The organism is Neorhizobium huautlense (genome assembly GCF_030811685.1).
Lineage (GTDB): Bacteria > Pseudomonadota > Alphaproteobacteria > Rhizobiales > Rhizobiaceae > Neorhizobium > Neorhizobium huautlense_A.
Map to the genome: position 1 here is coordinate 25,357 of NZ_JAUSRF010000004.1, position 12,050 is coordinate 37,406.

Below are 12,050 nucleotides of genomic sequence, written 5' to 3' on the forward strand. Positions count from 1 at the left end.
GCCATCGCGGTTTGTGGAGATTGCCCGCAAATGGGGTTTTCTCCACGCTGAACCTGTCCTAACAAGCTTTCAGTTTAACGGCAAGCATGCGGGAACATTGCTGAAATGGTGACAATCGACACGATCCTGAACGCATTGACGACCTTGCTGGTCACGCTCGACCCTCCGGGCCTTGCGCCGCTGTTCGTCGGCCTCACCGTCGGCATGGATGCCGCCCAGCGCCGCCACGTCGCCATGCTCGGCACGGTGACCGCGTTCGGCATCCTTGCAGGGTTCGCATTGGTCGGCGCGCAATTGCTGGGTTTCCTCGGCATCTCCATGGGGGCGTTCCGCATCGCCGGCGGCATCCTGTTGTTCTGGATCGCCTTCGAAATGATCTTTGAGCGCCGCAACGACCGCAAGGAAAAGACATCCGAGACAGCGGTGACGGTCGATCACATCCGCAACATTGCGATCTTTCCGCTGGCGCTGCCTCTGATTTCCGGCCCCGGCGCGATTTCGGCCACCGTGCTTCTGGCCGGCAGTTTCAGCGCGCCGCTTGATCGCGCCATCCTGATCGGCGTGATCGCCGTCGCCATGCTGGCCGTGTTCGCGGCGCTGATGATCGCCCCTGCCCTCGACCGTTTTCTCGGCGTTACCGGCCGGGCTCTGCTGACCCGCCTGCTCGGCGTCATTCTTGCCGCACTTTCGGTGCAGTTCGCCGTTGACGGCATTCGGTCAGCCTTCGATCTTTAAGCGAACGGATATTCATTTGACGCGACGTCATGACGTTGCGTCAGGCAAGTCAGCGATCTGTCCGTTTGGCTCTGAGAATGCGCTTCCAGATCGTGCCGCCGAGATAGCGGTTGAACACGACGAAATAGGCGATCATCAGGACAAAACACAAAAGCGCCGGAAGCCCGTTCAGGCTAAAACCGTTTTCGGTTGTGCCACCGAAAACGAAGGCCACACCAAGGCCTGCGATCCAGAAGATCGTGAAAAAATCGAGGATAAAAGCCAGCACGATCCGCCATGTGGCCGGCTGTTTCGCGCCTTTATCCATCGGGGAAACCGGGCTTTGGTTTTCACGCATTCAAAAATCCTCATCACAATGCCTTTGGCATGAAAAGGGCCTTGGGCATGAAAAAGGCGCCTCGCGGCGCCTCATCATCAGAACGGGATATCGTCGTCCAGGTCGCGGGAGAAACCGCCGCCGCCGCCGGAAGACTGCCCACCACCACGATTGCCGCCGCCGGACGGACGACCGTAATCGTCTCCGCCGCCGCCGTAACCGCCACCGAAGTCGCCGCCACCACCATAATCGTTGCCGCCGGCAGAGTTGCCACGGCCACCGCCGCCGCTGTAACCACCACGGTCGCCACCGCCTTCGCCACGACCGTCGAGCATGGTCAGGGTCGAATTGAAACCCTGCAGCACGACTTCGGTCGAATAACGGTCCTGACCCTGCTGGTCCTGCCATTTGCGGGTCTGCAGCGCGCCTTCGATATAAAGCTTGGCGCCCTTTTTGACGTACTGCTCGATAACCTTGCACAGGCCTTCGTTAAAAACGACGACCGTGTGCCATTCGGTCTTTTCCTTGCGCTCGCCGGAATTGCGATCACGCCAGGTTTCCGACGTTGCGATACGCAGGTTGCCAATCGGACGACCGTCCTGGGTCCGACGGATTTCAGGGTCTGCTCCCACATTGCCGATCAGAATGACCTTGTTGACGCTACCTGCCATATCTTTTCACCTTACTCTGCCGCCACCGCGGCGAAAAACCGATGCTGTACCATAGACCATAGGCCGGGCGGCGCGCGACCTCCCCTTTTCCCACATCCACAGTTTCCGGCACCAACAATTCCGACGTCCAATCGGAGACGAAAATTCTCAGTTCGCATGAGTTGAATTTTGTTCTTTATTTGTTCTATTTTATTCCTATACTCCTGTCAACGGAGTCGGAACAGCCAAGTGTTTGCGCCAGTTTCGTCTCGACAGACGGATATCCATCACTACATAAGGGCCTTCAAATCCTCCCAGATGGGCCTCCCCTAAGGCGTGACGATGAGCGAACTCAAGACTATATCCATACGTGGTGCGCGTGAGCACAATTTGAAGGGCATCGATCTCGATCTGCCCCGTAATTCGCTGATCGTGATGACCGGCCTCTCCGGATCGGGCAAATCCTCGCTTGCCTTCGACACGATCTATGCGGAAGGCCAGCGCCGTTATGTCGAGAGCCTGTCGGCCTATGCCCGTCAGTTCCTCGAAATGATGCAGAAGCCGGATGTCGACCAGATCGAAGGCCTGTCGCCGGCCATCTCGATCGAGCAGAAGACGACCTCGCGCAACCCGCGCTCGACGGTCGGCACGGTCACCGAAATCTACGACTACATGCGTCTGCTGTTCGCGCGTGTCGGCGTGCCCTATTCGCCGGCCACGGGCCTGCCGATCGAAAGCCAGACGGTCAGCCAGATGGTCGACCGCATTCTCGATTTCGAGGAAGGCACGCGTCTTTATATCCTGGCGCCGATGATCCGTGGTCGTAAGGGCGAGTACAAGAAGGAACTCGCCGAACTGATGAAAAAGGGCTTTCAGCGTGTGAAGGTCGATGGTCAGTTCTACGAGATTGCCGACGTTCCGCCGCTCGACAAGAAATACAAGCACGACATCGACGTGGTGGTGGACCGCCTCGTCGTGCGCGCCGACATTTCCGCCCGTCTGGCAGACAGCCTTGAGACATCGCTGAAACTGGCCGATGGCCTGGCCGTCGCAGAATTTGCCGACAGGCCGCTACCCGCCAATGAAACCGCCGCCGGTGGCTCCGCCAACAAGTCGCTCAACGAAACCCATGAGCGGGTGCTGTTTTCGGAAAAATTCGCGTGTCCCGTTTCCGGTTTTACCATCCCGGAAATCGAGCCGCGCCTGTTCTCCTTCAACAACCCCTTTGGCGCCTGCCCGACCTGTGATGGTCTCGGCTCGCAGCAGAAGGTGGACGAAAACCTGATCGTGCCAGAACCCGGCCGCACCTTGAAGGATGGCGCCCTTGCCCCTTGGGCAAAATCCTCGTCGCCTTATTACAATCAGACGCTCGAAGGTCTCGGAAAGGTCTTTGGTTTCAAGCTGTCCGACCGCTGGGAAAAGCTTTCCAAGGATGCCCAGAACGCGATCCTGAAGGGTACCGAAGAAAAGATCGAGTTCAACTACGTCGACGGCGCGCGATCCTACAAGACGACCAAGACGTTTGAAGGCATCGTGCCGAACCTCGAGCGCCGCTGGAAGGAAACCGACAGCGCTTGGGCGCGCGAGGAAATCGAGCGCTACATGTCGGCAGCGCCCTGCCCGGCCTGCGCCGGCTATCGCCTCAAGCCGGAAGCGCTGGCGGTCAAGATCAACAAGCTGCATATCGGCCAGACCACCGAAATGTCGATCAAGGTGGCGCGCGACTGGTTTTCCGCCCTGCCGGAACATCTGAATGCCAAGCAGAACGAGATTGCCGTCCGCATCCTCAAGGAAATCCGCGAGCGCCTGCAGTTCCTGAACGACGTCGGCCTCGATTATTTGAGCCTGTCGCGCAATTCCGGCACGCTGTCTGGCGGTGAGAGCCAGCGTATCCGGCTCGCGTCGCAGATCGGCTCCGGCCTCACCGGCGTGCTTTACGTGCTCGACGAGCCGTCGATCGGCCTGCACCAGCGCGACAATGCCCGCCTGCTCGATACGCTGAAACACCTGCGCGATATCGGAAACACCGTCATCGTCGTCGAACATGACGAGGATGCGATTCTGACGGCCGATTACGTCGTCGATATCGGCCCGGCCGCCGGCATCCATGGCGGCGAGGTGATTGCCGAAGGCACGCCGCAACAGGTCATGGCCAACCCGAAATCGATGACCGGCAAATATCTGTCGGGCGAACTCGGTGTCGCCGTGCCGACGGAACGCCGCAAGCCCAAGAAGGGCAAGGAAATTAAGGTTGTCGGCGCACGCGGCAATAACCTCAAGAACGTGACCGCTTCGGTGCCGCTGGGCGTCTTTACCGCCGTGACCGGTGTATCGGGCGGCGGAAAATCGACCTTCCTGATCGAGACGCTCTACAAGTCGGCTGCCCGCCGCGTCATGGGCGCACGCGAAATCCCGGCAGAACACGACCGCATCGACGGTTTCGAGCATATCGACAAGGTCATCGACATCGACCAGTCGCCGATCGGCCGCACACCGCGCTCCAATCCGGCCACCTATACCGGCGCCTTCACACCGATCCGTGACTGGTTTGCGGGCCTTCCCGAGGCCAAGGCGCGTGGTTATGCGCCGGGCCGCTTCTCGTTCAACGTCAAGGGCGGCCGCTGCGAGGCCTGCCAGGGCGATGGTGTCATCAAGATCGAGATGCACTTTCTGCCCGACGTCTACGTCACCTGTGACGTCTGCCACGGCAAACGCTACAATCGCGAAACGCTTGATGTCCATTTCAAGGGCAAGTCGATCGCCGATGTGCTGGACATGACGGTTGAGGAAGGTGTCGAATTCTTCGCCGCAGTGCCGGCTGTGCGTGACAAGCTGCAGGCGCTGTTCGATGTCGGCCTCGGTTACATCAAGGTCGGCCAGCAGGCGAACACGCTTTCGGGTGGCGAGGCGCAACGCGTCAAGCTAGCCAAGGAGCTGTCGAAACGCTCCACCGGCCGCACGCTCTACATTCTCGACGAACCGACCACCGGGCTGCATTTCCATGACGTCGCAAAGCTTCTGGAAATGCTGCAGGAACTGGTCAATCAGGGCAATTCGGTTGTTGTCATCGAGCACAATCTTGAGGTCATCAAGACGGCTGACTGGATCATCGATATCGGCCCGGAAGGTGGCACCGGCGGCGGCGAGATCGTTGCGCAGGGCACGCCCGAACAGGTCGTCAAGGAAAAGCGGTCCTATACCGGTCAGTTCCTGAAGGAATTGCTGGAGCGTCGACCGGCCAAGAAGGTTGAGGCGGCGGAGTAGTCCGCCGTCACCACGATATCGCGGGCTGATCTCAACGGGAGGCATGGATGAGCAAGTCGGGTACGATCCGCACCGGTATCGGCGGTTGGACTTTTGACGCCTGGGAAGGCACGTTTTATCCGGAAAAGCTGGCGAAGAAACGCCAGCTTGAATATGCGTCCGGCAAGCTCTCGGTGATCGAGGTCAACGGCACCTATTACGGTTCGCAGAAACCGGAAACCTTTGCCAAATGGGCCTCGGAAGTGCCGGACGGCTTTATCTTTTCGCTGAAGGCCAGCCGCTTCACGACAAACCGCAAGATTCTTGGCGAGGCCGCTGAATCGATTGATAAATTCCTCAATCAGGGCCTAGTCGAGCTTGGCGACCATCTTGGCCCGCTGCTCTGGCAGTTCGCGCCGACCAAGAAATTCGAGCCGGAGGATTTCGAGGCTTTTTTGAAACTGCTCCCGAATACGCTCGAAGGCCTGCCGCTGCGCCATGTCGTCGAAGTGCGCCACGACAGCTTCAAGGTGCCGGAATTCGTGGCGCTTCTGGAAAAATACAATATCGCCCCAGTCTGCGCCGACCATTTCGATTATCCGATGATTGCGGATGTCACCGCCGATATCGTTTATGCGCGCCTGCAGAAGGGATCGGACGAGATCCCGACCTGTTATGCCGAAGCCGACATGAACGCCTGGGCAGGTCGTTTGAAGGCGTGGGCTGCCGGCGATGTGCCCGCCGACCTGCCGCTGGTGGATGATGCTCGCAAGGTGAAGAAGGTGCCACGTGACGTGTTTGCCTTCTTTATCCACGAAGGCAAGGTCAATGCACCTCAAGGCGCGATGGCCATGGCGGAACTGCTGAAATAGCTTTGCCCGTCAGATCAGGCTGAGCTTGGCATGCTCAGCCAGATCTTCAGCGGTCATGCCTTGTCCGGCTTTCACGGCAGCCTCTCCATGCAGATAGACGCCGGCTGCCGCCGCCTCGAATGCCGGGACGCCCTGCGCCAACAGGGCGCCGATCATGCCGGCGAGAACGTCGCCGGATCCGGCGGTGGCAAGCCACGGCGGCGCATTGGCGTTGATATGGGCGCGACCATCCGGGGAAGCGATGACGCTGTCCGCGCCCTTGTAGACGATGACCGCATGGGATCGCTTGGCCGCCGCCCTCGCCTTTTCCGCCTTGCCGAGATTTTCGTCGGCAGCGATATCGGGAAACAGTCGTGCAAACTCGCCCTCATGCGGCGTCAGCACCAACCGGGTTTCGCCTCCCGCAAAGGCGTCAAACAGGCGGTTCGGCTCGTCCGTGAACGAGGTTATTCCGTCGGCATCCAGAACCAGTGGTTTTTCGGTCAGGGCGAAGATAAAATCACGCGCCCGTTCCCCGACGCCGAAGCCGGGGCCGAGCACGCAGGCCGATATCTTTGCCGTGCCGAGCCACTCCATGAGATCATCCCGGTTCTCCACCTGCCGCACCATCACCGCCGTCAGGGCTCCGGCATTCACCGCGACAGCCTCTTGGCTGGCGGCCACGGTCACCAGTCCGGCGCCACATTTCAACCCGGCAGTCGCCGCCAGACGTGCCGCACCGGTATGCGATGCGCCGCCGGAAAACACCGCCAGATGGCCACGTTTGTATTTGTGCGTTTCACCCACCAATGACGGTAGATATGACGCCCAGAGTGACGGATGATTTTTCCGGATATTTCCGACATGCGCAGTAAGAATCCGATGCGGAATGCCGATATCAAAAACCTCGATTTCCCCACAAAACGTGCGCCCCGGCATGAGCAGATGGCCGGGCTTCAACGCCATGAAGGTTATAGTATGGGTGGCTTGCAGTGCGTTACCCAACACCTTGCCGCGAAGACCGCATATGCCGGACGGTAGATCGACCGCGATGACGGGAAGGCCGGTGTCATTGATCATGGGCGCAAGCTGCTGAATATCGTCCGACAGAAGGCGCGACAGGCCTGCGCCGAAAAGCGCATCGATGATCACGTCATCCGCTTCGGGATTGTAGGCGTTCAATGGGCTCGCTTGTAGCGGACAGGCTAGGGCTGCCCGTCTCGCATCCCCCTTCAAGGCGGTTGCATCTGTCATCTCGAAAACCGCAACGACTGCGCCGGTCTCGCTGAGAGCACGCGCCGCAACATATCCGTCACCGCCATTATTTCCGGGTCCGCAGAGCACCACAAAGCGCTGCGCCTGAGGATAGCGCCGCAGCGCCGCAGCCGCCACGGCTTGCCCTGCCCGTTCCATCAGATCGAAGGACGGAATGCCCGATGCCGCCGAGGCAGCGTCGACAGCGTTCATTTCCTTTGGTGTGAAGATAAGCGTACTGAGATCGATCATGGAATGATCTCACTCGACTTGTGTACCGAAGACAATCAAAATTTTGCCGATTAATGCGATTAAAAAACAATCAAATGCACAATATAAAGACGCTTTATGAATTCCATTGTCGCTATTTCAGCACGTGGCGATATCTGGCATCTGCTAATGCACAATTTGTCGCAGCCGCACGCAATCCCCGAGTGACCACTAATTATGCCCTTGGCTCTCGCCCTCGCCTAAGGCTAGGATATTTAACACATCATGGGCCTTGGATTGGCATGATACCTGCATTATCAAGGCAAAGCGGGGAGTGCCTGCTCCAGGGAGAAGCGGAGAGATATTTTTTCATGAAGAAGATCGAAGCGATCATTAAGCCCTTCAAGCTCGACGAAGTGAAGGAAGCCCTTCAGGAAGTCGGCCTGCAAGGCATCACCGTGACGGAAGCGAAGGGTTTTGGCCGACAGAAGGGCCATACCGAGCTTTATCGCGGTGCGGAATACGTGGTGGATTTTCTGCCAAAGGTGAAGGTCGAGGTCGTACTCGCAGACGAGAATGTCGAGGCGGTCATCGATGCCATCCGTAATGCGGCCCAGACTGGACGCATTGGCGACGGCAAGATATTCGTTTCGAACGTGGAAGAAGTGGTCCGTATCCGCACCGGTGAAACCGGCATCGACGCGATCTAATAACGCCCGGTCCATCCAAGGACCGGCACCTCATCATTCTCACATCCAAGGAAAGATCCCATGACGACCGCAAGCGACATCATGAAACAGATCAAGGAAAACGACGTCAAGTTCGTGGACCTGCGCTTTACCGATCCCAAGGGCAAGCTGCAGCACGTCACCATGGACGTTGTCGCCGTAGACGAAGACATGTTCGCCGATGGCGTCATGTTCGACGGTTCCTCGATCGGCGGCTGGAAGGCCATCAACGAGTCGGACATGGTGCTGATGCCCGATCCGGCCACCGTCCACATGGACCCGTTCTTCGCGCAGTCGACCATGGTCGTCATCTGCGACATTCTCGATCCGGTCTCCGGCGAAGCCTATAACCGCGATCCGCGCGGCACAGCCAAGAAGGCCGAAGCCTACCTCAAGGCTTCCGGCGTGGGCGACACCGTGTTCGTCGGCCCGGAACCTGAATTCTTCGTGTTCGACGACGTCAAGTACAAGGCCGATCCGTACAACACGGGCTTCAAGCTCGATTCTTCGGAACTGCCGTCCAACGACGACACCGACTACGAGACTGGCAACCTCGGCCACCGTCCGCGCGTCAAGGGTGGTTATTTCCCGGTTCCGCCGATCGACAGCCTGCAGGACATGCGCTCCGAAATGCTGACCGTCCTGACCGAAATGGGCGTCGTTGTCGAAAAGCACCACCACGAAGTCGCCGCCGCCCAGCACGAGCTCGGCGTGAAATTCGACACGCTGGTGCGCAACGCCGACAAGATCCAGATCTACAAGTATGTCGTCCATCAGGTCGCCAATGCCTATGGCAAGACGGCAACCTTCATGCCGAAGCCGATTTTTGGCGATAACGGTTCTGGCATGCACGTGCACCAGTCGATCTGGAAGGACGGCAAGCCGACTTTTGCCGGCGACGAATATGCCGGCCTGTCGGAAAGCTGCCTGCATTACATCGGCGGCATCATCAAGCACGCCAAGGCCATCAACGCCTTCACCAACCCGACGACCAACTCCTACAAGCGTCTGGTCCCGGGTTACGAAGCACCGGTTCTGCTGGCCTATTCCGCACGCAACCGTTCGGCCTCCTGCCGCATTCCGTTCGGCACCGGTCCGAAGTCGAAGCGCGTCGAAGTCCGCTTCCCGGATCCGCTGGCGAACCCCTATCTCGCCTTCGCCGCCATGCTGATGGCCGGCCTCGACGGCATCAAGAACAAGATCCATCCGGGCAAGGCCATGGACAAGGATCTCTACGATCTGCCGCCGAAGGAACTGAAGAAGATCCCGACCGTCTGCGCGTCGCTGCGCGAAGCGCTCGAAAACCTCGATCGCGACCGCAAGTTCCTCACCGCCGGCGGCGTCTTCGATGACGACCAGATCGACGCCTATATCGAACTGAAGATGGTCGAAGTGATGCGTTATGAAATGACGCCTCATCCGGTCGAGTTCGACATGTATTATTCGGCCTGATCCGCCGGATCCAATCAGTCGTGCGGTTGCGGCCGCATCTGGAAACGGCGGGATGTTCATCCCGCCGTTTTTCGTTTCCCCGTACAGAACACTTCCATCAATTCATTTTCCGGTGCGCCATGCCCGATCAATCCAAACCCGTTCAAGCCCGCCCGCTCGACTGGGTCATTTTTGCTCTCGTTCCTTTTTTCTTTTCCACCAACATCATTTTCGGCCGTGGCATCATTGGCGATGTCGCGCCTTACACGACCGCCTTCCTGCGTTGGACCGGATCGACGCTGGTCACCCTGCCCTTCATCCTTGCTGATCGCCGCGCCGCCTGGTTCTTCGTCAGCCGGCACTTCTGGCTCTGGCTGGTGCTGGGCGGGCTCGGCATGGGCATTTGCGGCGGCGTGGTCTACTGGTCGCTGAACTACACCACGGCTGCCAACGGCACGCTGATCTACACGACCTCCTCCTTGTTCATCATCCTCTTCCAATGGATGTTTGCCGGCCGCAGCATTGGCGCGCGCGAACTGGCCGGCATGGCGATCGCCTTTGCCGGCGTCATCGTCATCGTGTTGCGCGGTGATGTCTCCGCGCTGCTGCATCTCGATTTCAACATCGGCGATTTCGGCATCCTGATCGCGGCCATCTCCTTTGCCATCTATTCGATCCTTCTGCGCCAGCCCGCATTGCAGAAGCTGCAGCCGCTATCGCTGTTCGGTGTGATCGCACTGTCCGGCGCGCTCGTGCTTTTGCCCGCGACGGTCTATGAAATCGTCACCGGCGGCCCGATGCCGGACGAACCGATGGATTGGGCCAAGATTGCCGGCATGGTGGCGTTCGCATCGCTTGCCGCCTTCTATTGCTTCCAGCAGACCGTTCGCGTTTTTGGCCCGGCCCAGGCCGGCGTGACGCTGTATCTCATGCCGCCGGTCTCGATCGTCATGGCCATCGTCTTCCTCGGCGAGAGTTTTGCGGCCTATCACGCGGTCGGAATTCTGCTTGTTGTGGGCGGCGTCGTGCTGGCAACAATGCCGAACAAGGGGAAAACGAAGTAAAGGCCAAAGAATTTCCACATTTTCGGGAGCCTTTTACCTGCTCGGGCATTGCCCTTGTAGCGTGGGAACGGAGTGACCACATAATGTTGCGAAAGGAAGTTCGCGCCATGAAACAACGCAACGCAAAATTCACCATCGGCGAAGTCGTTCGCCACAAGGTTTTCCCGTTCCGGGGCGTCGTGTTCGATGTGGATGCCGAATTCGCCAACTCCGAAGAATGGTGGAACGCGATACCGGCAGATATCCGCCCCGACAGGGACCAGCCCTTTTATCACCTGCTCGCAGAGAACGACGAACAGGAATATGTGGCCTACGTCTCGGAACAGAACCTCGTGCATGACGATAGCGAGCAGCCGCTCCGCAGTGACAATGTCATGCGGATATTCGACCGCGCGCCGTCAGGAGAACTGAGGCCGAAGTCGATACTGGCACACTGAGCCGAGAGATCGTAATGTCATGAAAAAGGGCGCCGCAATGGCGCCCTTGTCACGTCTGCCAGCGGCTGAAAACGTCAACGTTTCATGTGCTGTTCCAGCAGGTTCAGGTACTCGTTGTTGCCGACGTTATCGGAGGTGTTGGTGCAGGAGACCTTGTAGGTCGGATCGAGCCCCTTGCGCACGCACATGCCCACTTCCCAGCCCTTCGGAACTTCCGTCAGGTCGATGTCCTTCCACTTGGGATGGCCGGTGCGGCGCAGTTCATCGATGTTGTCGACGACCAGATTGGTGAAGTCGGCAACGGCCTTGCAGGCCGTGTTGTAATAGGCGTTCTTGTTCGTCCCGTATTCATAGGTCATCAGCAGTGTCTTGACCGCAACGGTCTGAACTGCCGTCCGCTGATACGGATACATGTTGGCCGGGATGGTGACCTGCTTGTAGCTGGCGCGCAGCAATTCGTCGGTAATCGGGACCAGATGGTAGGTGTCGTCGATCCGGGGATCCGTCAGGGCCGCCAACGGCGCACCGGCCACGCGAACCAGGGCATCGATTTCACCCTGACGCAGCAGTTCGATCATTTCGTCGGTCGTGCCGGTGACGCGTTCGGCGACCGGGATGCGCAGAATGTCGAACATCAACTGCGAGGTCAGATAGGCTGTGCTGTCCTTCTCGCCGACGCCGATGCGCTTGCCGCGCAAATCCTGAAGCGTTCTGATGTTGTCTGGCGCCAGCACATGGACCTCGGCGTCATAGAGCGGAAGCATGACGCGCATGCCCTGTACCGCGTCGCGAACGTCACTGCTTTCGCTCTTGTAGGCGCTCAGATAGTTGAGAAGATCGCTGTCCACGACGCCGAACTGCGTGTTGCGGCGATTGCGGACCCCGAAGAAACTTTCCAATGCCCCTTTGGAGGAAACCACGCTCAATGGCAGGCCGCACCTGTCGCCGAGCTTTGCAATGTCCTGGGCAATCAGGCCCTGTGTGGAGCCGACACCGGCCGCCATGATCTGCCGATCAGGTTCTTGCGCTGAAGCGCTTTGAGGCGCTACCGCGCCGATGAGAGACAAGGCGACGACGTTCAGTACCGCGAATTTCATAGTCTTTCCTGATGTAATTTGAGTTGGTATGTTT

11 protein-coding genes are annotated in these 12,050 nt (G+C 58.9%); 7 read left to right on the top strand and 4 right to left on the bottom strand.

The features are described 5' to 3' along the window. The first annotated feature begins 105 nt into the window (after positions 1–105). Positions 106–735, top strand: a complete 630-nt coding sequence (locus J2T09_RS06730; RefSeq protein ID WP_306832520.1) for a MarC family protein — start codon at positions 106–108, stop codon at positions 733–735. 49 nt (positions 736–784) lie between these two features. Here J2T09_RS06730 and J2T09_RS06735 read toward each other — a convergent pair whose 3' ends face one another. Together J2T09_RS06735 and J2T09_RS06740 are read right to left on the bottom strand one after the other, a co-directional pair. Further along, positions 785–1,072 carry an RDD family protein gene (locus tag J2T09_RS06735; protein WP_306832522.1) on the bottom strand — a complete coding sequence of 96 codons (288 nt, stop codon included), beginning with the start codon at positions 1,070–1,072 and terminating at the stop codon, positions 785–787. Between the two features lie 77 nt (positions 1,073–1,149). Beyond that, positions 1,150–1,722 carry a single-stranded DNA-binding protein gene (locus tag J2T09_RS06740; RefSeq protein WP_306832524.1) on the bottom strand — a complete coding sequence of 191 codons (573 nt, stop codon included), beginning with the start codon at positions 1,720–1,722 and terminating at the stop codon, positions 1,150–1,152. Positions 1,723–2,043: 321 nt separating this feature from the next. On the opposite strand from J2T09_RS06740, the gene uvrA reads away from it, so the two are divergent. Together uvrA and J2T09_RS06750 are read left to right on the top strand one after the other, a co-directional pair. Next, positions 2,044–4,965 carry an excinuclease ABC subunit UvrA gene (uvrA, locus tag J2T09_RS06745; RefSeq protein ID WP_306832526.1) on the top strand — a complete coding sequence of 974 codons (2,922 nt, stop codon included), beginning with the start codon at positions 2,044–2,046 and terminating at the stop codon, positions 4,963–4,965. 47 nt (positions 4,966–5,012) lie between these two features. Continuing rightward, the gene (locus tag J2T09_RS06750) at positions 5,013–5,816 is read left to right on the top strand and encodes a DUF72 domain-containing protein (RefSeq protein WP_306832528.1); all 804 of its coding nucleotides are present in this window, start codon (positions 5,013–5,015) and stop codon (positions 5,814–5,816) included. Between the two features lie 9 nt (positions 5,817–5,825). Here J2T09_RS06750 and J2T09_RS06755 read toward each other — a convergent pair whose 3' ends face one another. Next, entirely contained in the window at positions 5,826–7,301 is a 1,476-nt protein-coding gene (locus tag J2T09_RS06755) for an NAD(P)H-hydrate dehydratase (protein WP_306832529.1), read from the bottom strand. Positions 7,302–7,630: 329 nt separating this feature from the next. Between J2T09_RS06755 and J2T09_RS06760 the strand changes: the two genes are divergently transcribed. The 4 genes from J2T09_RS06760 to hspQ all read left to right on the top strand — a co-directional run bounded on the left by J2T09_RS06760 (position 7,631) and on the right by hspQ (position 10,919). Then, a complete protein-coding gene (locus J2T09_RS06760) occupies positions 7,631–7,969 on the top strand; it encodes a P-II family nitrogen regulator (RefSeq protein WP_006727717.1) in 339 nt (112 codons plus the stop codon). 60 nt (positions 7,970–8,029) lie between these two features. After that, a complete protein-coding gene (glnA, locus tag J2T09_RS06765) occupies positions 8,030–9,439 on the top strand; it encodes a type I glutamate--ammonia ligase (protein ID WP_306832551.1) in 1,410 nt (469 codons plus the stop codon). A 119-nt stretch (positions 9,440–9,558) separates the two neighbouring features. After that, positions 9,559–10,482, top strand: a complete 924-nt coding sequence (locus J2T09_RS06770) for a DMT family transporter (protein ID WP_306832553.1) — start codon at positions 9,559–9,561, stop codon at positions 10,480–10,482. 107 nt (positions 10,483–10,589) lie between these two features. After that, a complete protein-coding gene (gene hspQ, locus J2T09_RS06775; RefSeq protein ID WP_306832556.1) occupies positions 10,590–10,919 on the top strand; it encodes a heat shock protein HspQ in 330 nt (109 codons plus the stop codon). A gap of 74 nt (positions 10,920–10,993) precedes the next feature. On the opposite strand, the gene J2T09_RS06780 is transcribed toward hspQ, so the two are convergent. Then, the gene (locus J2T09_RS06780; RefSeq protein WP_306832557.1) at positions 10,994–12,016 is read right to left on the bottom strand and encodes a TAXI family TRAP transporter solute-binding subunit; all 1,023 of its coding nucleotides are present in this window, start codon (positions 12,014–12,016) and stop codon (positions 10,994–10,996) included. Positions 12,017–12,050: the final 34 nt, after the last annotated feature.